This is a genomic window from Variovorax sp. Soil_C_19 (assembly GCF_057657255.1).
On the sequence record NZ_JBDGIV010000001.1, the window covers coordinates 410,719 to 433,966 of the forward strand.

A 23,248-nucleotide genomic window follows, 5' to 3' on the forward strand; every position below is an offset into this window, starting at 1 on the left:
ATGAAAGTCGTCCTCCGCGCAGATGCCTCGTTGCAAATCGGCACTGGCCACGTCATGCGTTGTTTGACGCTGGCCGACGCGCTGACTACAAAGGGGGTGGAGTGTCAGTTCATTTGCCGCACGCACGAAGGCAACCTGATTGAGTTCATTCGCAGCAAAGGTTATATCGCCCACACATTACCCGTTGTCACGGGCGTAAGCGTAGGCTTGGCCGCGGCCGCCGTCAGTCTGGACGCATTCATTCCGGACCTCGCTCACAGCCGTTGGCTTGGTGTTACGCAGGCTCAAGACGCTGAAGAATGCGCCGTCATCCTCGCGGCGCAGCGCCCTGACTGGCTCATCGTGGACCACTACGCGCTCGACGCCAGTTGGGAGCGCGCGCTAGTACCGCACTGCAGTCAGTTGATGGTGATAGACGACCTCGCGGACCGGCCCCACGTCGGCGATCTACTTCTCGATCAGACCTTTGGTCGCGACGCGGCAGACTACCGCCCCCTCGTGCCAGCCGACTGCCGCCTACTGTGCGGCTCGCAATACGCCCTGCTGCGCCCCGAGTTTGCCGCCATGCGCCCGTACAGCCTCCAGCGCCGCGCTCGGCCAGCCTTGCGCGAGTTGCTGGTCACCATGGGCGGCGTCGACAAGGACAACGCCACCGGCCAAGTGCTGCAGGCACTGCACAACTGCCCGTTGCCTGCAGACTGCCGGATCACGATAGTTATGGGCGCAACGGCACCGTGGCTGAACGAAGTGAGGAAACAGGCGCAGCACATGTCCTGGCCGACTCAGGTGCTGGTCGGCATCAGCAACATGGCGCGATTGATGGCCGCGAGCGATCTGTCGATCGGTGCGGCGGGGGCGACATCTTGGGAGCGGTGCTGCTTGGGCTTGCCCTCCATCATGTTCGTGCTGGCGAACAACCAACGCGAGATCGCCGAAGGGCTAAGCAAAGCAGGGGCTGCATACTTGGGGAGCCCCTTGAGTCTAGAGACTCAACCGCTAATTCCCCTTGAGATATTCGCCACGATCGCCCTAGGGGAAATGAGCGCTTCCGCCGCAGAGGTAACAGATGGGTTGGGTGTAGTCCGAGTCTCCAAAACATTGATCAACGAAGTTCACTATGCGAATTAGCTTCCTTTGTAGCGACGAACAGCATCCTGTAAATCATCCTCTAAAAAGCTGGATGGCTGCACAACAAGGGGTCCATGAAGTACAACTCTTCCGCAAGAAAAGTGAACTTCCGGGTGGCGATATCCTGTTTCTGATCTCATGTGCAGAGATATTAGGTGATGCCGACCGCTCTGCTTACCGCGTTACGCTCGTCCTGCATGCAAGCGACTTGCCTCGCGGTCGGGGATGGAGTCCGCACGTCTGGCAGGTTCTGGAAGGCGCGGACGAGATCACCCTAAGCCTGCTAGAAGCCGAAGATAAGGTGGACAGCGGGCGTATCTGGAAGAAGCTCAAACTCCCCGTTCCTAAAGGTGCATTGTGGGATGAAATTAATGCTCGCCTCTTCGAGGCGGAGATTGAGCTCATCGACTTTGCTGCACGTGAATTCGACCGAGTGAGCCCAATCATGCAGAATACTACGATTGAACCTAGCTATTACCCTCGGCGAAAGCCTGGCGACAGCCAAATCGACCCTTTTCAAAGTATAGCGAGCCAGTTCAACAAAATCCGCGTTTGCGACCCCTATCGCTTTCCAGCATTCTTCGAATTGCAGGGCAAGAAATACAAACTGACTCTGGAGAAGATCGATGACTAAGCGCATTAACATTGCAGGACGCGATATCGGCGACGGTTGTGCGCCTTACATCATCGCGGAAATGTCGGCGAACCATAACGGCAACCTAAATTCGGCATTGCGCATCATAGAAGAAGCCAAGCGTGCCGGCGCGGATGCCATCAAGATCCAGACCTATCGGCCTGACACCATTACACTTAAATCAGATCTTCCTGATTTCCAGATCACGGATGGCCTCTGGGCCGGTAGAACTCTTTACGACCTATATGAATGGGCACACACCCCTTGGGAGTGGCACAAGCCGCTGTTTGAGCACGCCCGCAAGCTCGGCATCACCATTTTCAGTTCACCCTTCGACAATACCGCAGTCGACTTACTCGAAGACCTCAACGCCCCGGCCTACAAGATCGCCTCCTTTGAAGCCATCGACCTCCCCTTGATAAAATACGTCGCCAAGACGGGAAAGCCGATGATAATCTCAACTGGAATGGCTAACTGCGAGGAGATCCAAGAAGCGGTGGATGCGGCCAGAGCTGGAGGTTGCAAAGAGTTGGCAATTCTGCATTGTGTCAGTGGATATCCTGCGCCGCCAGAAGATTACAATTTGCGTACCATCCCAGACATGATAGGGCGATTTGGTCTGGTTACTGGCCTTTCCGACCATACGATTGATAACACAACTGCTATCTCAAGCGTAGCATTGGGTGCATCAATCATCGAAAAGCACTTTACTTTAGATCGAGCTGGAGGAGGAGCTGATGATAGCTTTTCCTTGGAGCCTGCTGAGCTTTCTATGCTTTGCGAGGGGAGCAAAACTGCCTGGTCCGCACTGGGGCGAGTTGACTACGAGCGTAAATCGAGTGAGAAAGATAATGTTCGATTTCGTCGCTCGCTGTACTTCGTGAAAGATTTGGAGGCAAATAGTACTATCACGTCAGATTCGATCAGAAGCGTTAGGCCTGGATTTGGTGCTTCACCTAAGCACTTCCATTCTGTAGTTGGAAAAAAGGTCAAGATGACTGTTTTTGCCAATACTCCAGTCAAGCTAGAGGACTTGATCGATTGACGCTGTGCGTTTTCCATCTGGGATCCCTGAGCCATTTCCCTAAATGAAGTGCAGCTCAGCGATGGCGGCGTTTGAGATCGAAAAGCAGGGATATAGGTCGTGGTATTGAATTCAAAGCAAAGATTAGTTCGCCTGATTTTCGGTGCATACCTGCTCTTGGTTCAAATTGTTCTCCCTCTTCTCTCACCTTTGCGAATAGCTGGTGATGTAGAGCCAGGTGAGATTCGAAACTTGATTTTGCCCGTCATATTCGTATTGCTTGTGTCCGCAATGGGTCTGGGACGAATTCTGAGAATTCGTTCCTTGATTCAAATGGGTTTGGCGTTTGCCCTTTTGTCTGCTGCTCTGATTGGTATACCGAACCTTCTTGATTCAGATACGCAAAGATATTATTTTTCTCACCTGTTTCAAATATCTAGCGCTTTCGTAATGCTGAGTGTTGGTTGGTGGGCGATAGATTGGTTTGGCTTCAAGTTTTGGCGACGCTTCGCCATCTTCTCACTGATTGCCACGCTAATATCCACTGCAATAACGCTTACGGCACTTGGTCGCGGTGACGTGGGGCGCCTGTATACCCCGGCCTATGCGCTCTTGTTTGTTGCCTCTTTTTCCGCGGTTTATTCGAAAAAGATGTCTGTGATGACAATTGTTGGATTGTTTGTTTCCAATAAGCGGGGGCCCATTGTTGCGGTGATGTTAATTTTTATTCAGTATCTTCTCGGAAGCTTGAAGGATAAAAAACGTGCTCACCGCGGGCAACTTCTAAAAAAGCTGTTCGGTATATTGATTTCAGCAGGGTTTGTGGTTATTTCAGCGGTTCTGCTTGTGAACTGGGCTGCTCAGCCGGAAAACAGAGAATCTGCTATTGGCCGGGCGGTGAACATTACATCCGGACGCCTGATTGAAATAGTGGACGCACGAGCGTCAGATCGCACATTGGATGAACTTTCATCCGGGCGATTCGATGAGATTAGGCAAACCGTGAAAAACCTGCGCGCCGTGGACTTTCTTTTTGGATCGGGGGCTGGTTGGAGTGTCGTACTTTCAGAGGGCAAAGTTGTTCAGAACATTCATTTTTCTCCACTTTCAATAGCTGCTGTATTTGGCGGTCCCTTTTCGATTCTCGTTTACGGCTTTTTCGCAGTCTTGGTGCTTCGCGCTGTTCGACGTAAGGAAGATCCGGAAAGCCTTTCGGTTGCAGAGAGAATGGCGCCGCTCTATCTTTCGGGTGCTCTGGCGCATTCCTTTTTTGCATATTCCCTTTTTATTGATTGGCTAGTCTTTTTCTTCGCTGGAGTGTTAGTGCATTCTTTAAGCGGTAAACGTCGCAGAGAACGAGCCCTTCTCGAGGCAGCTGCATGAAAAAGATAGTATTCTTTATTTCCGGTGCATGGAGTTCGTCTGTGTCGGACTTGGTAGAAGAGGGAGATCTTGTGCTGTGCGCTCCTGGCTCGAGGCCGGGAGAGGGGGTTTCTTACATTGAAATCCCGGCATCACTTGAGGAAAATGCAGGTGATGTCGCAAGCTGGGTTGCTAGTGCTAGTGCTAGTGCTAGTGCTAGTGCTAGTGCTAGTGCTAGTGCTAGTGCTAGTGCTAATGCTAGTGCTAGTGCTAGCAGCGAATCTATTCGGGCTCAAAGTTGCATCGATTGCTTTTTGAATGATTACTATAGCTATTCGATCAAGCCCCTTGCTTCATTGATGTTGGGGCTAAGAGATTGGCTGGATGCGACGAAAGTTAGTAAGGTGCTCGTGGTTTCCGCGAAGACAAGCGGTACACGCATCCCATTAGTAGGTTTTCGGACCACGGAATCGCTTAGGGGCTCTCCGAATCTCCTGAACTCTCGCCTAAATGAGTTATTACCTTTAGTTTTCCCCGGCATCGAATTCACATTCGAATACGTTAGAGGTGACCTTCTATGCTATGAATGGATTCGAAAGCTAGTGATCGGCTCGTTCAATATCGCATGCGTCGTCACATTCATAACAAAGACGTCGTGGTTCAACTGGCGGCGCGAACCGGTTAAGTACGGCTCCAGACTTGGGAGTGTTGTTCTGGTGCGAACCGAGCATCAATTGCGTTTCGCTCGCAGGTTACTGGAGGGTTCTCTTGAGGCAGGATTACTGATTCTTCCGCAAGTCAGTCAAGGGCTGTTTAGGAGTTTGGTCAAATTCGCTAGGGGGACTCCGGCAGAAATACCAAAATTCGGAATAACGCCACTCATGGCTTCTAGAGCACTTGCGCGCTCGATACAAGAGGTTTACGAGCTGAGAAGATTCTCCCGCAACGCGCCGATTCAATCTCTTAAGGTGGCTGGGTTGGAAATACCTCTGCGAATTTCGGATGTTGCAGATGAGATTTGTTTGGTTTGGGTGGCGTTGCTGTATAAAAATGTCCTTTCTGAGTTCTTAAAAAAAGCGAGGCCTGTACGGCTTATTAATTTTGAATTGGTCGGGCGGATGGCGGGATTGGAGACATTGGCAGCACGCGAAAATCGCGTGATCAATCTTACGGTTCAATCTGCCTTGATTTCTTCGGCTCCGCTTCCAATTTTTCCTCACAGTGATCGATTTTTTGTTGATAGTGCAACGACCCTAGCGATGATTTCCAATAATGGGGTCAAGAAAAAGGGGGAGGTTACATATGGTGGACCTCCCTATCCACTTCGTAGGGTGCGTGCTGCGAAGGGTCATAAAGATATCGTTTTCTTCTCTCAGCCCTATGAGAATGCTGTTGCGCTTCACATAGTGTCAATGCTTTGCCAATGGGCGCGACGCATCGGCGGAAGGGTGACGCTTCGACTGCATCCCCGAGACAGGCGCCTAAATTACGAATCACTGTTTGCGGTTTTTGCCGACGTGCTCAACTTGGATAAAGGTTCTGGAATTGTAGAAATAATTGATTTGCACCAATTGTGCGTTACTCGTACTTCTAGCGTGGCGAAGGAGGCTATAGCCATGGGCGTGCCAGTGCTGCTTTGCCTTTGGAGTGAATTTGATCGTTCCGTTAAGTCGGACTATATTGTTGATTTGAACAAAAGTCGATATTGCTCATATTCCGAAGAGGATTTGTTTTCGGTTCTGAGCGATTCAGAGGGTTTGACATCTAGTGCGAAAGAACTTGCTGATCGAATGTTTGCTGGGAAAACGATGGAAGATCTTTCAAGAAGTCTTTGTTTGACGAAATGACTCTTCTGTCGTCGCAATTTCTCGCTGGCATTCTTCGAGCTTCAACCCTCGCGCTTAGGTTTGGGCTCATGTTTTTTTTGGCTCGCAATTTGCCTCCGGCGGTTGTCGGCATATTCGGTCTATACTGGGCTGCGTTACAGTTGGCGAGTTCTTTGGTAACGTTGGATGTGTATGCCCATTCATCTAGATTGTTGCTCAAGCAGCAAGCAAACATTCATCAGACGATGGCTTTGCACATGGGGTTCATGGTGCTGGCAGTCTTTTTTTTGGCGCCTATCTCTACTTATGTTTTCTATCGGGGCAGTTCGTTGGTGCCGCTGATATTACTTTTCATGTTTATCTTCCATTTGCCGTTGGAGGTGATTTCGACAGAGATTGGGCGGCTTTTGATTCCGCTCGGTAAGCCGTTGTTTTCTAATGTTATTCTTTTCGTTCGATCGGCGCTCTGGATTATCCCGCTGGTACTCGCGATGGAAAGTAAAGCTGTTGAAATAAATTTGACGGCGGTGGTATTTTTCTGGGTATGTGGATCAATTTTAGGCGCGGCGCTTGCGCTTGTTTTCCTCCGATATGCTCTTGGCCGCATGGTTCGACCTAAGATTGATTTTCTTTGGGTCCGGAATGCTGTGCTCGGAGGGGGGTATTTTTTAGTCGCGACTCTTTTGTTTCGAGCAATTCTTGGCCTTGATCGCTTCTTGGTTGAACATTTTCTAGATGTGAAGGCGGTTGGGATTTACTCCCTTTTTGCTTCAGTGTGCCTAGGCGTGCTTGGTTTGATTGAATCAAGCGTGTCAGCTTGGCACTACCCTAAGTTAATCAAGTTCATCCAAAGCAGAGATGTCGTTGCGGCAAGGGCGTGTTTAACGGTATTTGTTAGAAAAAATAGTCTAGGCGCGCTCGGTTTGATGGGTCTCATAGGGGCGGCGTTCCCGATTATTACGCGGCTTTACTTGGATGCAATTTATTTTGAGCACATCGAAGCGTTTTTCATAATCGCATTGGGCGTGATTGCGTATTGCTTGTCGATGCCGTTTCATTACGTTGTATACGGATTTCAAAGGGATCGACTGCTTATTTTGAATTATTTCGTTGGATTGCTGGTGTTGCTGGGCTGGTCTTGGTTTTTTATGTCTCCATTGGGGGTGTTGGGAGCGGCTGTTATGCTTGCCTTGGCCTTAACGTCGATTGCCATTGGAAGATTCTTGCAAGCATTTTTCCTTATGCGGAATTTCGATCGAAATGTCTAGCAAACTAAGGCCTGATCCTTGTTTTGTTTTTAGATGCGGCGCTATTTGGGGGGTGGGTAGTGCTGGCTTGCTGTGGCGGCATTTTGGTTCAGACAAACAAAGCCGTTGGCGGAGACGTCCTGCTCGAATCTATGACTAGCGTTTCCGTGAAAATCACAACAATCTTTGCGCTTGGCCTCGGCAATTTGTACAGAGTGGCAAGCTACCGTCTAGGAATACGGCTGCGACTGAGCCGAGTACGCCGTTTGCGAGCTACTTACGTCCGCGGTCCGTTCTTTCTGCCGTGCAGGCGAGAGCCGGTGCTCTCGAGGCCAGTGTCATCGTGGCAGCACTCGGCCCGTCTCCTTAGTTTCTGGCCGATCTCGATTTCCGCCAATCCGCCGGATTGGCATGCCAATCCGCTAACGGGCATACGTATGCCTGCGCCGCAGCGGCCTTGGTGGGAGATATCGGACTTCGATCCGGCCGTCGGCGATATCAAGCTTCTGTGGGAGCTGTCGCGCATGGACTGGGTCTTGGCTTGGGCGCAGCGCGCCCGCCAGGGCGAACAGGCTGGTCTCCACCGCCTCAACCAGTGGTTGAACGATTGGTGTAGCGCAAACCCGCCTTATCACGGTCCAAACTGGAAGTGCGGCCAGGAAGCGTCGGTGCGCGTCATGCACCTTGCCATGGCTGCAGTGGTGCTGGGACAGACGCGTAACACCACGTCGGCGCTTTGCGATCTGGTGCACATGCACCTTCAGCGGATTGCGCCCACCGTCCAGTACGCCATGGCACAAGACAACAACCACGGCACATCGGAAGCCGCGGCGCTGTTCATCGGGGGAAGCTGGCTGGCGGCGCATGGGCATAGCGAGGGTGAAGGATGGCGGCGCCAAGGGGTGCGTTGGCTCGAGGACCGTGCTGCACGGCTCATCGGAGAGCAAGGCACGTTCAGCCAGTACTCGCTGAACTATCACCGCGTGATGCTCGACACCTTCTCCATGGCGGAGGTCTGGCGCAGGCAGATGTCGGAGCCGGCGTTTTCGCATCGCTGGTATCAACGCGCTGCCGCTGCCACCCGGTGGCTGTACTCGATGGTCAGCTCAGCCGATGGCGATGCCCCTAACGTCGGCGCGAACGACGGCGCTCGACTGCTGCAACTGGCCGACACCGTCTACCGCGATCACCGCCCAACGGTACAGTTGGCGATGGCCTTGTTCGAGCAGCGCCGCGCCTACGCGGAGGATGGGCCGTGGAACGACGCGTTGCGTTGGCTCGACGTCGATCTGCCAGCCGTGGCCGCTGAGGCACCGGCCAGCATGATGGCGGACGACGGAGGCTTCGCGATGTTGCGCAAAGGGGCAGCCTTCGCATTGCTGCGCTACCCGCGATTCCGCTTCCGCCCCAGCCAGGCGGACGCGCTGCACGTCGACCTGTGGGTGGACGGCCTCAATCTGCTGCGCGATGGCGGCACGTTCAGCTACAACACCGACCCGCGCTGGCTCAAGTACTTTGGTGGCACGGCCAGCCACAACACGGTGCAATTTGATGACCGGGACCAGATGCCCCGGCTGGGCCGCTTTCTGCTGGGCAACTGGCTGAAGACTTCCTTCCATGAACCACTGTCGGAGGATGAGTCGGGCTGGACGGTCGCTGCAGGCTACCGCGACGGGCAAGGCGCGCTGCATCGGCGGCGTATCCGGCTCGAAGCCGGGGGCCTGCGCATTGAGGACGAGGTGAGCGGATTTCGCGACAAGGCTGTGCTGCGCTGGCGTCTGGCACCTGGGCCTTGGCGCCTCGATGGCATGCAGGTGAACAATGGGAAGTTCGCGTTGAGCGTGGAGTCGACTGAAGAGATTGCGCGATTCGCCATCGAAGAAGGCTTCGAGTCGCGCCACTACATGGAAAAGACGCCGCTCCCGGTTCTCGAGGTCGAAGTCCGAAAGCCCTGCAAGGTCGTTACCTGCTTGCGATGGAATGTATGAAGGTTCTTTATTTTCACCAGCATTTCTCGACGCCAAAGGGCGCCGCGGGAATCCGTTCCTACGAAATGGCCCGACACCTTGTGGCGCTTGGCCACCACGTCACGATGGTGTGCGGCAGCTACAACGGCGGCGAAACCGGGCTTACGATTCCGTTTGCGCGAGGTCGCCGGCGCGGTCGCGTCGACGGCATCGACGTCGTTGAATTCGAACTGGCCTATTCCAACAGCGACGGGCTTTTCAAGCGTGCGATGCTGTTTGTGAAGTTCGCGATGCGCAGTGTCGGGCTCGCGCTGACTGAGCCTTGCGATGTGGTGTTCGCTACCACCACGCCATTGACGGCCGGCATCCCGGGCATCTTTGCGCGTTGGCTCCGCCGCAAGCCCTTCGTGTTCGAGGTGCGGGATCTCTGGCCGGAGCTGCCCAAGGCTATGGGCGTGATCCGCAATCCACTGGTGCTGGGCGCCATGTCGTTGCTCGAATGGGCGAGCTATCGATCGGCCCATCGAGTCATTGGCCTGTCGCCCGGGATCGTCGAGGGAATAACACGCCGTGGCGTGCCGCGTGAGCGCATCGCGCTGGTGCCCAATGGCTGCGACTTGCGAATCTTTGGTCAGTCGTCCGAGCCTTGGCGGCCTGCCGGCGTCGCCGATAGCGATCTCCTGGCAGTTTTTGCCGGCACGCACGGAATGGCCAACGGGCTCGATGCGGTGCTGGATGCGGCGCGCGAGTTGAAGCGCCGCAATCGCCGTGACATCAAGCTGCTCTTGATCGGTCAAGGCAAGCTGAAGGAAAAGCTGAAGCAGCGTGCTGCGCGGGAAGATCTCGACAACGTCGTGTTCCACGAGCCCGTGGGAAAGGCTCGGCTCGCCGGCTTGATGGCGCGCACCGATGTCGGCCTGCAGATCCTGGCCAACGTCCCTGCGTTCTATTACGGCACGTCGCCCAACAAGTTCTTCGACTACATCGCCGCGGGGTTGCCTGTGTTGAACAACTACCCGGGATGGCTGTCCGATCAGATCCTCGGGAGCGCGTGCGGCTTTGCCGTCCCACCTGACGACCCGGCGGCCTTTGCCAATGCCCTCGAGCAGGCCGCAGAAGATCGTGAGGCCTTGAAAGCCATGGGGCGGCGCGGTCGCGCATTGGCAGAACGAGAGTTCGATCGCTCAAAGCTGGCAGCGAAATGGGCCGCTTGGGTTGTCGGCGCTTCGCCTCGCGCAGCGGATGCAGACCCGCGCCTGCTTGATGAAGACAAAGGCATGGAACCGAAATGAAGCGCGCTTTCGACATCGCCGTTTCCTTGGTGGCGTTGGTGCTTCTGTCTGTTCCGCTGCTGTTGCTGGTTGCACTGGTTCGCGCCAGGCTCGGCAGCCCGGTGTTCTTTTGTCAGCAACGCCCTGGTTTGGGTGGGCAGCCTTTCGAGGTGATCAAGTTCCGCACGATGACCGATGGGCGTGGCGCAGATGGCAGTCTGCTTTCCGATGCACAGCGCCTTACGCCGTTCGGCCGTTTCCTACGGGCCAGCAGCATGGATGAATTGCCCGAGCTTTGGAATGTCCTCAAGGGAGAGATGAGCCTGGTCGGCCCGCGCCCCTTGCTGATGGATTACCTGCCGCTGTATTCGGCTGAGCAGGCCCGCCGGCACGAAGTCCGCCCCGGAATCACCGGGTGGGCGCAGGTTAATGGCCGCAACGCACTGAGTTGGGACGAAAAGTTCAATCTCGATGTCTGGTACGTCGACAACCGCACGATGGAACTGGACATCAAGATCCTGTGGCTCACTGTTCGCAAGGTACTTGTGCGCGAGGGTATCTCTGCGAGCGGCGAGGCGACCATGCCTCGATTTGTTGGCAACTCAAAAATGGAAGCAGCCGATGAGCAATGATTTGTTTGCCGTTTACGGTGCAAGCGGGTACGGCCGCGAGGTCATGCCGCTTGCCAGGGCGCAGTTGGCACGCGCGGGTATCGCCGCCGACCGTCTGGTTTTTATCGACGATCGGCCAGAAGCTGAAGCAGTCAATGGTCAGCGTGTGATGAACTACGACCAGTTCCTGCGAGCAGACGCGAGTCAACGTCACGTGGTCGTGGCCATTGCGAACAGCCCAGTTCGAGAGAAGCTGGCGATGCGTTGCACGGCGGACGGGGTTTTGGCTTGGAGTGTCGCAGCTGCCAACGTTGTTAGCCTGGACGACGTGGTGCTCGGCGAGGGTGCGGTGCTTAGCCCGTTTGTGACGCTGACGTCGAACGTTCGCATCGGCCAGCACTTCCACGCGAATATCTACAGCTACGTCGCACACGATTGCTTGATTGGCGACTTCGTCACTTTTGCGCCAGGCGTCAAGTGCAACGGCAACGTCACCGTCGAAGCGCATGCCTACCTTGGTACGGGCGCCGTGATCAAGCAGGGGTCGCCTGGTAAGCCGCTGGTCATCGGTCGTGGTGCCGTGGTTGGTATGGGCGCCGTGGTTACCCGAGATGTGCCGCCCGGCGCCACAGTGGTCGGAAATCCGGCCCGTCCTTTTCCCCCCAAAGGCTGATTTGTTGTGTTGAATACCTCTTTCTCTCCCTGGCCCAGCTTCACCACCGAAGAAGCCGAGGCCGTGCAGCGCGTGCTGCTGTCCAACAAGGTCAACTATTGGACCGGGCAGGAATGCCGCGAGTTCGAAAAAGAGTTCGCCACCTGGGCGGGCGCCGCGCACGCGGTATCGCTGGCCAACGGCACGCTTGCGCTCGACGTTGCCTTGAAGGCTCTGGGTATCGGGCCGGGTGACGAAGTGGTGGTCACGCCGCGCACCTTCATCGCCAGTGTGTCGTGCGTGGTCAATGCGGGCGCGACGCCCGTGTTTGCCGATGTGGAGGCCGACAGCGGGAACCTTTCGGCGGCCACCATTGCCCGCGTGCTCACGCCGCGCACGCGCGCGGTGATCTGCGTGCACCTGGGAGGCTGGCCCTGCGACATGGATCCGATCATGGCGCTGGCCGAGCAGCATGGCTTCAAGGTGATTGAAGACTGCGCGCAGGCGCATGGCGCCAGGTACAAGGGCCGCGCGGTCGGCGCCATCGGCCATGTGGGCGCATGGTCGTTCTGCCAGGACAAGATCATGACCACGGGTGGCGAGGGCGGCATGGTCACCACCAACGACGAGTCGTTGTGGCGCGCCATGTGGGAGTTCAAAGACCACGGCAAGAGCCACGATGCGGTGTTCAAGCGCGAGCACCCGCCCGGCTTCCGCTGGCTGCATGAAAGCTTCGGCACCAATTGGCGCATGCTCGAGATGCAGGCCGTCATCGGCCGCATCCAGTTGCGCCGTTTGGCCGACTGGACGGCACAGCGCACGCGGCACGCCGAAGCGATCTGGGCCGCCTGCCAGCCGCATGCGGCGGTGCGTGTGCCCGCGCTGCCCCAAGGCAGCGTGCATGCGCACTACAAATGCTATGTCTACGTGCAGCCGTCGCGCCTCGCGCCCGGCTGGACCCGCGACCGCATCGTGAGTTCCATCCAGGCCATGGGCGTTCCGTGCTACCAGGGCTCGTGCTCCGAGGTGTACCTCGAGAAGGCTTTCGACGGCACCGGCTGGCGGCCGGCCGAGCGCTTGCCGGTGACGCGAGAGTTGGGCGACACCAGCATCATGTTCCTGGTGCACCCGACGTTGACGGCCGCCGAGATGGACGCAACCTGTGCGGCCATTGCGCGCGTGCTTGACGACGCGAGCGCAGCATGAGCGTGCTCGCCGTGCTCAGCCGGTGGCCGCGGCCCGGTGCTGCGGTCTGGCGGTGGCTGTTGGGGCTGGCGATGCTCGCGCTGCTGGTGCTGAGCCTGGCGCCATTGTCGAGCAGCCTGCCCAGCACGGGATGGGACAAGGGCAACCACGCACTCGGGTTTGCGATCTTGGGTTGGCTGGGGCGGTGGAGTTGGCCCGGCCGTATGGCGATCGTCCTGCCCGCGCTGCTGGGCTATGGCGCACTGATCGAACTGCTGCAATCGTTTACGCCCGACCGGCTCGCCGAGTACGGCGACCTGCTGGCGGACGGCGTGGGCCTGTTGCTCGGTGCCGGAGTGGCGTTTTTGTTTGAGCGATGGCGCTCCACAGGCCCGAGGCCGTGATGACCCAAAGTTTGGCGAAGGAATTGTCATGATCGATCGGATGGCTCAGCCGTTGCTGGCATTGCCGCGTTCCGTGAAACGGTTGCTGGCGCTGACCATGGACGCGGCTCTTTGCGTGCTGTGCGTGTGGCTGGCGCTCAGCCTGCGGTACGAAGCATGGGTAGAACTAAACGGTGTGCATTGGCTGGCGGTCGGGGCCGCGATCGTGGTGGCGCTACCGGTGTTCATCTTCACGGGGCTCTACCGCGCCATCTTCCGCTATGCCGGCAGCGCGGCAATGATGGCGGTCGTGCGTGCCTGCCTCGTGTTTGGCATCGCCTATTTCCTGATGTTCACCGTCATCGGTGTTCCCGGAATCCCGCGCACGGTAGGCTTGTTGGTGCCAGTGCTGCTTTTCCTGGCAATTGGCGCATCTCGCATGCTCGCGCGCTATTGGCTCGGCGGCCTTTACATGCAGGTGTTGCGCAGCAAGTCGCTGCCGCAGGTGGTGATCTACGGCGCGGGCAAGGCCGGGCGTCAACTGGCGGCGGCACTGTCGCACAGCCCCGAGATGGTGGTTCGCCGGTTTGTCGACGATGCCGTGCAGATGCAGGGCCGCACGCTGAACGGCTTGCCAATTCACGCGCCATCGTGGCTCAAGGCCAATGCGGCAGCGCATGGCGTCACCGACGTGCTGCTGGCGATGCCCTCGGTTTCGCACAGCCGCAGGGCAGAGATCCTGAACGAGCTGCTGTCGCTGCACCTGCATGTGCGCACGCTGCCCGGCATGGCCGATCTGGCGCAGGGCCGCGTGCAGGTGAAAGACCTGATGGAGGTCGACATCGAAGACCTGCTGGGGCGCGACCCGGTGGCGCCGGTCGATGACCTGCTGCACCGCCATGTGCGCGGCAAGGTGGTGCTCGTGACCGGGGCAGGCGGCTCCATCGGCAGCGAGCTGTGCCGCCAGATCGGGCAGTTGTCTCCCTCGACGCTGCTGCTGGTCGAGTGGAGCGAGTTTGCGCTCTATGCCATTCACCGCGAGCTGGAGCAGGCCGCGCCCGCGGTCAACGTGGTGCCACTGCTGGCGTCGGTCAGCGACGGCGCGCGCATGCGCCAGATCATGGGCGTGTGGCGCCCCGACACCGTCTACCACGCTGCGGCCTACAAGCACGTGCCGCTGGTCGAGCACAACCCCGTCGAAGGCCTGATCAACAACACGCTGGGCACGCTGACCACCGCGCTGGCCGCACGCGACCATGGCGTGTCGCAGTTCGTGCTGGTCAGCACCGACAAGGCGGTGCGACCGACCAACATCATGGGCGCCAGCAAGCGCCTGGCCGAGATGACGCTGCAGGGCCTGGCGCAGCAGAAGCCGCACACCTGCTTTTCGATGGTTCGCTTCGGCAATGTGCTCGGCTCCAGCGGATCGGTGGTGCCGCTGTTTCGCCAGCAAATCGAGGCGGGCGGGCCCATCACGCTCACGCATGAAGACATCACGCGCTACTTCATGACGATTCCCGAGGCGGCGCAACTGGTGATCCAGGCCGGCGCCATGGCCGAGGGCGGCGACGTGTTCGTGCTGGAGATGGGCGAGCCGGTGCGCATTGTCGACCTGGCCCGCCGCATGATCGAACTCTCAGGCCGCACGGTCTGCGACGAACAGAACCCCGAAGGCGACATCGAACTGCGGATCACCGGCCTGCGCCCTGGCGAGAAGCTCTACGAAGAACTCTTGATCGGCGACAACGCGATGCCCACGGCACATCCGCGCGTGATGAAGGCGCACGAGGCCTGCCCACCCTGGGCACAGCTGGCGCAGCAGATCGAAGAACTCGGCGTGTTGCTCGAGCGCAATGACGTGCCGGCGATCAAGAGCAAGCTCAAGCTGCTCCTCGGGGGCTACCAGCCACACGCCGAGGTGGTGGACTGGGTCTATCTGGAGCGCCAGCGCCGGACGTCGTCATTGCCGGCAGCTGCTGCGGCAGATGCAGCTGCGGCGGAACCAGGATTCGCACCGATCTGAGTGATCTGATCGGCCTCGCGAGGCCTCGGGATCGCGCTGCGCCGCAATCCCGATCCTGCGCAGATTATTCGTTGTACTTGTACTCGGTGTATCGGTAGCCGCCGTAGCGATAGCCATGGCTGCCGTAGTGGCGGCGCGTCAGGTCGATCCCGTTGAAGATCACGCCGGTAACGGCTTTGCCGGCATGCGAGAGGCGCTTGGCGCTTTCGTTGAGTTCGCCGAGTTGCGTCTGGTCCGCACGGGCCACCAGCAGCACCGCGCCCATGTGCGGTGCCACACCGGCCGTGTCGGCAGCGACCAGGACGGGCGGCGTGTCGATGATCACGAGTTCGTACTGTTCGGAGGCCATCTCGAGCACACGCAAGAAGCTCTCCGACATCAGCATGTCCGCCGGATTCGTCGGCAGCTTGCCGGTGGTCAGCACGTCGAGGTTGGGTAGCACTTGCCTGCGGATCGCCTGCTCGGCAGAGAGTTGGCCGGTCAGCAGTTCCGAGAGGCCGCCCTCGCGCGGAAGCCCAAACTGCTTGTTCAGGTGGCCCTTGCGCATGTCGGCATCGATCAACAGCACCCGCTTGCCGGCATGCGCCATGATCGCGGCGAAGTTGCCGGAGACGAAACTCTTGCCGATGCCCGGCGTCGCGCCGGTGATGAGCACCCGGTTGTTGCCGGCTTCGAGCGTGGTGAACTGGAGCGCGATTCGCAGGCTGCGCAGCGCCTCGATGGGCGGGCTGTCGGGGTGGGTGGCCGCGAGCAACTGAATGCCCTTGGCACCTGCGGCAACGCGTTGGTCGAGCATGGTTTGTTCGGCGGTGAAGGGCACGACCGAATACACCGCCAGACCAGTATGAGCCTCGATCTCCTGCGGATCCTTGATGCCGGTGAAAAAGCGGCTGCGAACGATTGCGAGTGTGATGCCGCCCAAGAGGCCCAGCACAAGTGCCAGTGCGACCACAAGCGACTTCTGCGGCTTGACCGGGACCTTTGTCTTCACTGCCTTGTCGAGCAGGCGCACATTGCCGGTCTTGCCCTCTTTCACCAAGCGCAACTGCAGTGCGTTGTTCTGCAGCGATTGGTAGAGGCCGCTGTTCACCCGCACGTCGCGCTCCAAGCGCAATGCGTCCTGTTGCATCGTGGGCATGCGGCTCACCCGGATGTTGAGCCCGCCGAGTTCTTTCTCGATGGCTGCGATCTGCCCATCGATGATCTTCACGCGTGAATTGATATCGGTGAAGCGGGCAGCCACCTCGCGTCGGCGCTGCTGTGCTTCGAGAAGCTTGGTCTGCAGCTCGATGGTCTGTGCCAGCACACCTCTGGCCTCTTCGTCGAAGGCCACGGTACCGTTCTTGTTGCGGAAACGGGTGTAGGCGTCTTCCGAAGCTTCGAGCTGACGTTTGAATTCAGGCAGTTGCTCGTTCAGGAAGGCGAGTGTCTTCTCCGCCTCGGCCGCCTTTCGTTCGACATTTTGCTGTACGTACTGCTCGCCGATGGCGTTGAGAATGCGTGTAAGCCAGTCTCGGTCGCTGTCTTGCAGTTCCACGTTGATCACGTTCGATTGCTTACCCTGCTCGCTGAGTTGCAAGCGCTTTTGCAGCTCTTCGATGGTGCGCAGCTGCGAAGCGCGCGAAACGACGAATTCCGCGCCAGGTTTACCTTCGAGCTTGTCGATGAGCAGGTCGATAGCGCCGCTCTCCAGTGGCTGGCGCAGCGGTTGGCCCACGACGCCGCCGAGCGGTTCGTCGAGTAGCTCGTGCTGCAGCGTGTACTTGCCGCCGCCCTGCGCGGTCACACGGAACGGCCCTGTGTCTTCGAAGTCGGCTGGAACGTCGAAGCGCGCCACGTTGATGCGTTCCTTCCCCGTCACATGGCCGCCAACACCGAAAAATCCTGGGTTCGAAAGTCTGTCAGCCCGCCGCGCCAGCCACTGGCCCAGCACCGGCAGGTAGCGCGGCTGGGCATCGATGTATGCTCGCGTCTGGTTTACTGCTGCACCTATCACCAGCCGCGAGCGAATGATCTGGATTTCACCTGAGGCGGGCGTCTTCACGTCGAAAAGATTGGATGCATCGCCGAGAAAACCCTTCGCGTCGGGCGCAGCATCTTCGACTTGGATCAGCAGATTCGACTGATAGATCGGCGTCGAAAGAAGGGCGTAGGCGACGCCGACCACGAGCGCGAAAGTCGTGACACCGATCACCAGCCATTTGCGATCGATCAGGATGTCGATCCATTCGGACAGGTTGATGATGTCGTCATCGGCCGCCGAAGCAGCCGACGCCGCAGCCCCCTGCCCAGGGCGTGCAGGATTCGAATTAGTGACAGCAGGAGTGTTCATTTGAATCGCCGAATGCGTTCGGCCCATGTCTCGACGCCGGCGTCGATGAGTTGGAGTGCGTGCTCGAAGGCTCCCTGGCCCATCTTGTATGGGTCGGGAATGTTCAGCTTGGCGGTTTCGGCAAGGCGAAAGACCTTGCCGCGCGTCAGCGGGTAGTTGTTCTCGATGTGGCGGCGCTGGCCCTCGTCCATGGTGAGGATCAGGTCGACCGGGGCGCACATCGACTGGGTGATCTGGCGCGCACGGTGTTCGCTCAGGTCGAGCCCGCGCGCGGCCATCAGCTCGCGAGCGATCGGGTCTGCCGGGTGGCCGATCAGGGCTCCGGTGCCGGCCGACGATACGGTGAGCTGCGGAAGGGCATTGGCCAGCAGGATGTGGGCCATAGGGCTGCGGCAGATGTTGCCGATGCAGACCACGAGGATGGACTTCATGGTGCGCTCCTTCCTGCTTGATCGCGTGAGAGGTGGGTTGTCATGCAAACACTCATTGGCTGCTATTGGCTATTGCTGCTGCTGTCGAAGTTCAAGATGTTGTCCCCCGCACGAGGTGCTTTGTTGGACGGCGGCGCAAAGTCGAAGGCGCCGCGGTCGCGCACGGAGGTGAGTTCGTACAAGGTATTGGTGCGGCCGAGCCGCGCGCCGCCGTCGCGCGTGAGCGGCGACCATCCAAAGCCGATCGAGAACTTGCTCGACCGCGGAAGCAGGGCGTCCAGCGGAATCGACAGGTAGATGCCCTTGTCGAAATCGCCTTCGCCGAACTGCTGCGCCGAGACGTTCGTCTTGGTGGCATAGGCCCCGAGCACTAGCCCGTTGTCGAACCGGCGGATGATCTCGAGCGTCACGCCGCGGTCGCCCGCAAGGTACTGGCCGGCGCTGACCTTTGCCAGCACGCCGTTCCAGCCGGTGTCCCAGTAAAGGCTCGCGTGGCCGGTGGTCACCTTGTAGTCGCGCAAGCCGAAGTCTTGCGCAAAGTCGCGTTGCCGCACGCGGTTGATGTCGACGCCAAAGGCAATGGGCGAGCGCGCCGGCCGATAGAGCCATTCGGCGCCGACGCCCGCGAACATCGATTCGAGCAGGCCGCCATAAGCGCTGTAGTAGTGGTTGGTCGACCACTGGCCCACGTGCGTGAGCTGCAGCGAAGGAATCGTGAAGCGCCGCGACGTCACGTACTCGCGCTGGAAGGTGCGCACGCGCGGCAGTTCGCTGGGCGCGGTGTAGGTGAACTTGTCGTAGTTGTCGGCCAGCCGCAGGTTGACGTTGCCGCTGAGCCAGGTGCGCGGCGTGAAGCGGTATTCGGCGGTGGCCTGCACGCCGAGCTGGTAAAGGATGAAGGCGTCGGGGCCGCCCACGATCTGCCCGTAGCTCGGCGCAAGCCCGAAGCTGAACTTTTCGCGGGCCTTTTCCCATGGCCCGAGGGTGGGTGCGGCAGGCGCATTGCCTTCGGCCGCGCTGCGCTCGACAGGCGGGAGCGGTGCCGACAGCTCGGGCGTGGCGGCAATCTGCGGCCTTTCGCCGCGGCGCGGCAGTGCGGGCTCGTAGTCGCGCTTCGACACGGCGCGGGCCTGATGCGGCGGCAGCGCCTTGATGCGCGCGGTCACCCATTCGGCCCGATCGATCACTTGCGCATGCACCGCGAGCCCGCGCTCCGAGTAATGAAAGACGAAGCTCTTGAAGGCGTCCGGCGCGTCGTGGTGCAGCACCGCAATGGCTTTTTCGACGCGCGCGGTGCGATAGACGGTGTTGCTGTCGGTCACCCACACATGCACCACGTCGTGCTTCGGCGCGATGCGCTCGACGGTCCATTCGGTTTGCGCCTCGATCTCCATGGCCGTGGCCGCCCAGCCGGGCGAGCGCTCGGGCCCTTCGGCCCTGAAGCCCGGCAGCGGCCGGTCGGCCACCTTGGTGGTCTGGGCATTCGCCATATTGCCCGCCAGCGTGATGCCGACCATGAACTTGTCGCCACGCTCGAAGCCCGTCGACAGCGTGATCGTGGGCGAGACGCGGTAGGTCAGGCCGATGTTGAAGGGCGAGCGCTGGCGCTGGTTGTTTGCTTGCGGCTCGTTCTGGTAGTTGTTGCCGTCGTATTCGAGCTTGAGCGTGAGCGGGTCCCAGGGTGTGCGCCACTGCACCCCGCCGAACAGCGCGGCGGGGCCACGGAAGAAGGAGCCGAACCGGCCGGTGTTGGTGCGCGAGTTACCGCGTGTATCAAAGCGGTTGCCCAGCAGCTTGAACGGATTGCCGATGTTGCCGCTCGCCCCCAGGTAGCCCCAGCCGATGCCGAGGTTGAAATCGAAGTCGTTCCAGCGCTTGCTGGCGACCAGGTACTCGCCCGAGAACAGGCCCGTGCCGCCGATGTCGCGAAAGCCCAGTGCCACTTCGGGCACGCGAGCACTTTCCTTCTGTAACCGCAGCTTGATGTCGATGCTCTTGTCCTTGAGTGACTGACCGGTGTTGCTGGCGGCATAGGCGCGGTTCGAGATCGACGTGTAGCGAAAGCCTGCCTCCATCCAGTCGAACGGCTGGAGCATGAAGTTCAGCCGCGTGTAGGGCCAGATGGACGTGAGCGATACGCGCCCGTCGCCGGCTTGTCCCATGCGTGCCGAAGGCGTCTGCAGCAGGCCGATTTCGCCCCAGTCGTTGCCGCTGACGTCGAGCGGGCGCGGCTGGGTGGCGACGGTGTCTGGCAGGGCGGCGCTCAGTGTGGGTGCGGTGTACGTGAGCGTGGCTGCGGCAGCCGGCGCGGCCGAAGGCGCTGCGACAGGAGCGGGCGTCGTTTCGGCGCCGGCCGATTCCTGCGGCGACGGGCCCTGTACCGCCAGAAACTTGATCATGCCCTCCGACAGCGCAGCGAGTTCGGGCATGCTGCGTGGCGGCGCCCAGATCCACGCCCCCGGGGCGGGCTCGTCGGCGGGCTCGGCGTTCCAGGCAGCGATGGCGGCGCGCGTGGTGCGGCCATCAGGCTGGGCAATCCAGGCCCAGTCGGCACCGCCTTCGGGTGCGCAGCCGGCCAGGTAGTCGAGCACCGTGCGCCCGGCCTCGTGCCTCACGCGGCAGAAGCTGCCGTCGGGCTGCACCACCGTCACCCAGCGCAGCACGGGTGGAGGCACCACGAGCCGCTGGCCTTCGTCGAGCACGGGATCTTGTTCGGGGTTGGCCTGGAGCCAGCGCGCATCGACGATGCCGAGCGCCACGCGGCCGGTGACCGGCAGGCTGTTTAGCACTGACAGCAGTTGCTCGCGTGCGAGCCGCTCGCTGGGCGATGCCGACCGCACGGCCGCTTCGACGCTGACCAGCAAGGTTTCCTTCAACAGCTGCTGGGCCAGCAGCTCCTGCGGCACCTGCCAGGCCAGGCCGGGGTTCGCCACCTGCTCGGGCTGGCGCAGCAGCCAGTCGCTGAGCCGCTCGCCCGCCCGCACCTGGTCGGCGCGCGCGGTCAGGCGGTCGTTCGGCGCGGCGTGGGTGGAAGGAACCGTCAACACGATCGCTGTAGCCAGCAGGCTGAGGCGGAAGGGGAGGTTGATCGGGCCGAGCGGTGCCAAAGTCATGAACCAGCGCTTGTCGAGGCAATGTTGGCCGGGGCAGGCGGGTTCCATCGCTCGAAGCTCAGGCACAGGTCGCGGGAAAGGCACTGTTCCGAATACACCACCTCGAACCGGTCGTCCACAGGCGAGAGGCCGAAGCGCGCCGGCGGCAGCGCGGCCGAAGCGGGGTGCGTGCTGCTGCGTTCCTCGACCCAGCGCAGCGACTCGGCGGACCGGCCGGCGAGCAGCGTGTCGCGCGGAGGATCGATCGGGCGTTGTTCGACCTGGTCGCGAATGCCGGCGCGGTAGCCGGGCATGAGGTCGCGTTCACGTTCGAACCGCACTGCCGAAGGCTCGCCTTTGGCGGCCTGGGCCCACGTGGGCACGTTCGAGAGGCGCACCGCGCGCCAGTCGGTCGTGAGCCCGGCCGTGGAAACCACGCGCCCGTGGCGCAAGCGCACTGCTTCGCCCGAGGCGCTGTACCAGACCTCGGTGGGACCTTCAGGATGGGGGTCGACGTATCCGAGCACGAGAAAAACGGTGCGGCCTTCGAAGGAGGCGCGAAGATAGCTGAATTCCGGGCGGAATACCGGGGAGTCCGATGGCGAGGCACTGAAAAGTTGCCGGGCGGTGGCGAGCATTGCCGAGGAGCCCGAAGAGCATCCGCCCAAAAAAAAGGATGATGCGAGAACGCAACATCCTAATTTTTGGACCGCGCCAGTGGTGCGCCGGACTCTCGCTGAGAACCCCCCCTTGCGGAGGGCTCCGGCCATTACCTGGTGGTGCCGGTGGTTCCGGTCGTGCCGCCCGGGCCGCCCGGGGGAATGTAGAAGCCGCCGCCGCCGCCGCCACCGCCGCCGGCAGTTGCTGCGATGACCACACCGGTCACTGCGCCGATGCCGATCATTTGTTCGCGGGTCAGGGAGCCACCCGACGCTGCTTGGCGGGCTTGTGAGGCGTTGGCCGGCTGGGCCGCTTGGGCGGGCTGTTGTTGAGCCAGCGCAGGGACGGAAGCCAGGGCTGCCAAGGCCATTGCGGCGATCAGGTGAGTGTGCTTCATGATTTCCCTTTTCAGAGGTGGATTGGGCGCGTATCGAGGTTACTTGCACAGATGCATTGTTACGACTCGCTGGGTGGATACTACCACTCTCAGAGCGGTGGAAGCTACCCGCATGAGAGGAGAAACGCTTCGGGAAGACCCGTTTTTCGCCGGAATTGCGACTTTTGTTGCAAATGGTTTCCCAAATTCTCAGTAAGCGGCACGCGAGCCGGCTTCGGCAGGCGCTGCCGCGCCCTTGAACTCGCCCGCAAGCCCCCGCGCGGCGCCCGCGAACAGCAGCAGGTCGACGCCCACCGCGACGAAGGTGCAGCCGAGTTCGAGATACCGCCGTGCGAGCTTCGGGTCGGAGGTCAGCGTGCCCGCGGCCTTGCCCGATGCCACGATGGTGCGCATGGCCGCTTCGATCGCGGCCTGGACCTTCGGATGCCCGGGCCGCCCGCGATGGCCCATCGATGCGGCCAGGTCGGCCGGGCCGATGAACACGCCGTCGACGCCGTCCACTGCGCAGATCTCGTTGAGGTTCGACAGCGCCGTTACGGTCTCGGCCTGCACCAGCAGGCAGACCTCGTCGTCGGCGACTTCGAGGTAGTCGATGCGCCCGCTCCACTGCGAAGCCCGGCCGACGGCACTGCCCACGCCGCGGACGCCCAGTGGCGGGTAGCGCGTGGCCGCGACCAGCGCGCGTGCCTGCTCGGCCGTGTCGACCATCGGCACCAGCAGGTTCTTCGCGCCGATGTCGAGCAGCTGCTTGATCAGCGCGGCGTCGCCCTGCACCGCACGTACCACGGGTTCGGCCGGGTGGGGCGCAACCGCCTGCAGCGTGGCGAGCGTGGAGCGCAGGTCGTTGGGCGCGTGCTCGCCGTCGATCAGCAGCCAGTCGAAGCCGGCGGTGGCGCTGACCTCGGCCATGTACGGATCGGCCATCGACAGCCAGAGGCCGACCTGCGGCCGTTTCGCGGCCAGCGCGGATTTGAAGTTGTTGTGGGCAGGCATGGGGGAGGTGTCCTTGGGTGGGGTGTTTGC

General features: G+C 60.2%; 19 protein-coding genes. 13 read left to right on the forward strand and 6 right to left on the reverse strand.

All coding sequences use genetic code 11. The features are described 5' to 3' along the window. The 13 genes from pseG to AC3A6R_RS02090 all read left to right on the forward strand — a co-directional run bounded on the left by pseG (nucleotide 1) and on the right by AC3A6R_RS02090 (nucleotide 15,313). Complete coding sequence (pseG, locus tag AC3A6R_RS02030) at nucleotides 1-1,128, forward strand: UDP-2,4-diacetamido-2,4,6-trideoxy-beta-L-altropyranose hydrolase (RefSeq protein ID WP_487863622.1); 1,128 nt, start codon at nucleotides 1-3, stop codon at nucleotides 1,126-1,128. A 52-nt stretch (nucleotides 1,129-1,180) separates the two neighbouring features. Then, on the forward strand, nucleotides 1,181-1,762 hold the full coding sequence (locus AC3A6R_RS02035; RefSeq protein WP_487863623.1) for a formyltransferase family protein: 582 nt from the start codon (nucleotides 1,181-1,183) through the stop codon (nucleotides 1,760-1,762). Beyond that, nucleotides 1,755-2,807: a pseudaminic acid synthase gene (gene pseI, locus AC3A6R_RS02040; RefSeq protein WP_487863624.1), complete on the forward strand. Its 1,053-nt coding sequence runs from the start codon at nucleotides 1,755-1,757 to the stop codon at nucleotides 2,805-2,807. Before AC3A6R_RS02035 ends, pseI begins: the two co-directional genes overlap by 8 nt. A 99-nt stretch (nucleotides 2,808-2,906) precedes the next feature. After that, nucleotides 2,907-4,169, forward strand: coding sequence for a hypothetical protein (locus AC3A6R_RS02045; RefSeq protein ID WP_487863625.1), 1,263 nt, complete (start codon nucleotides 2,907-2,909; stop codon nucleotides 4,167-4,169). After that, on the forward strand, nucleotides 4,166-5,995 hold the full coding sequence (locus AC3A6R_RS02050; protein ID WP_487863626.1) for a hypothetical protein: 1,830 nt from the start codon (nucleotides 4,166-4,168) through the stop codon (nucleotides 5,993-5,995). The genes AC3A6R_RS02045 and AC3A6R_RS02050 overlap by 4 nt, the downstream gene beginning before the upstream one ends. Beyond that, nucleotides 5,992-7,242, forward strand: a complete 1,251-nt coding sequence (locus AC3A6R_RS02055) for a lipopolysaccharide biosynthesis protein (protein WP_487863627.1) — start codon at nucleotides 5,992-5,994, stop codon at nucleotides 7,240-7,242. Before AC3A6R_RS02050 ends, AC3A6R_RS02055 begins: the two co-directional genes overlap by 4 nt. A 416-nt stretch (nucleotides 7,243-7,658) precedes the next feature. Continuing rightward, on the forward strand, nucleotides 7,659-9,209 hold the full coding sequence (locus AC3A6R_RS02060) for a heparinase II/III family protein (RefSeq protein WP_487863628.1): 1,551 nt from the start codon (nucleotides 7,659-7,661) through the stop codon (nucleotides 9,207-9,209). After that, nucleotides 9,206-10,480 carry a glycosyltransferase family 4 protein gene (locus tag AC3A6R_RS02065; RefSeq protein WP_487863629.1) on the forward strand — a complete coding sequence of 425 codons (1,275 nt, stop codon included), beginning with the start codon at nucleotides 9,206-9,208 and terminating at the stop codon, nucleotides 10,478-10,480. The genes AC3A6R_RS02060 and AC3A6R_RS02065 overlap by 4 nt, the downstream gene beginning before the upstream one ends. After that, nucleotides 10,477-11,091 carry a sugar transferase gene (locus tag AC3A6R_RS02070; RefSeq protein ID WP_487863630.1) on the forward strand — a complete coding sequence of 205 codons (615 nt, stop codon included), beginning with the start codon at nucleotides 10,477-10,479 and terminating at the stop codon, nucleotides 11,089-11,091. The genes AC3A6R_RS02065 and AC3A6R_RS02070 overlap by 4 nt, the downstream gene beginning before the upstream one ends. Beyond that, entirely contained in the window at nucleotides 11,081-11,743 is a 663-nt protein-coding gene (locus AC3A6R_RS02075) for an acetyltransferase (protein ID WP_487863631.1), read from the forward strand. Before AC3A6R_RS02070 ends, AC3A6R_RS02075 begins: the two co-directional genes overlap by 11 nt. Nucleotides 11,744-11,749: 6 nt before the next feature. After that, a complete protein-coding gene (locus AC3A6R_RS02080; RefSeq protein WP_487863632.1) occupies nucleotides 11,750-12,928 on the forward strand; it encodes a DegT/DnrJ/EryC1/StrS family aminotransferase in 1,179 nt (392 codons plus the stop codon). After that, complete coding sequence (locus AC3A6R_RS02085) at nucleotides 12,925-13,311, forward strand: VanZ family protein (protein WP_487863633.1); 387 nt, start codon at nucleotides 12,925-12,927, stop codon at nucleotides 13,309-13,311. Before AC3A6R_RS02080 ends, AC3A6R_RS02085 begins: the two co-directional genes overlap by 4 nt. Nucleotides 13,312-13,339: 28 nt before the next feature. Continuing rightward, on the forward strand, nucleotides 13,340-15,313 hold the full coding sequence (locus AC3A6R_RS02090) for a polysaccharide biosynthesis protein (protein ID WP_487863634.1): 1,974 nt from the start codon (nucleotides 13,340-13,342) through the stop codon (nucleotides 15,311-15,313). Between the two features lie 64 nt (nucleotides 15,314-15,377). On the opposite strand, the gene AC3A6R_RS02095 is transcribed toward AC3A6R_RS02090, so the two are convergent. The 6 genes from AC3A6R_RS02095 to hpaI form a co-directional block, all read right to left on the reverse strand. Continuing rightward, entirely contained in the window at nucleotides 15,378-17,645 is a 2,268-nt protein-coding gene (locus tag AC3A6R_RS02095; RefSeq protein ID WP_487863635.1) for a polysaccharide biosynthesis tyrosine autokinase, read from the reverse strand. Further along, nucleotides 17,642-18,076 (reverse strand): low molecular weight protein-tyrosine-phosphatase, encoded by a 435-nt coding sequence (locus AC3A6R_RS02100; protein WP_487863636.1) that lies wholly within the window; start codon nucleotides 18,074-18,076, stop codon nucleotides 17,642-17,644. Before AC3A6R_RS02100 ends, AC3A6R_RS02095 begins: the two co-directional genes overlap by 4 nt. A gap of 62 nt (nucleotides 18,077-18,138) precedes the next feature. After that, complete coding sequence (locus tag AC3A6R_RS02105) at nucleotides 18,139-21,189, reverse strand: YjbH domain-containing protein (protein ID WP_487863637.1); 3,051 nt, start codon at nucleotides 21,187-21,189, stop codon at nucleotides 18,139-18,141. Further along, the gene (locus tag AC3A6R_RS02110) at nucleotides 21,186-21,806 is read right to left on the reverse strand and encodes a YjbF family lipoprotein (protein ID WP_487863638.1); all 621 of its coding nucleotides are present in this window, start codon (nucleotides 21,804-21,806) and stop codon (nucleotides 21,186-21,188) included. The genes AC3A6R_RS02105 and AC3A6R_RS02110 overlap by 4 nt, the downstream gene beginning before the upstream one ends. Nucleotides 21,807-21,937: 131 nt before the next feature. Beyond that, the gene (locus AC3A6R_RS02115; protein WP_487863639.1) at nucleotides 21,938-22,225 is read right to left on the reverse strand and encodes a hypothetical protein; all 288 of its coding nucleotides are present in this window, start codon (nucleotides 22,223-22,225) and stop codon (nucleotides 21,938-21,940) included. Nucleotides 22,226-22,414: 189 nt separating this feature from the next. Continuing rightward, nucleotides 22,415-23,218: a 4-hydroxy-2-oxoheptanedioate aldolase gene (gene hpaI, locus AC3A6R_RS02120; RefSeq protein ID WP_487863640.1), complete on the reverse strand. Its 804-nt coding sequence runs from the start codon at nucleotides 23,216-23,218 to the stop codon at nucleotides 22,415-22,417. Between the last annotated feature and the right edge of the window lie 30 nt (nucleotides 23,219-23,248).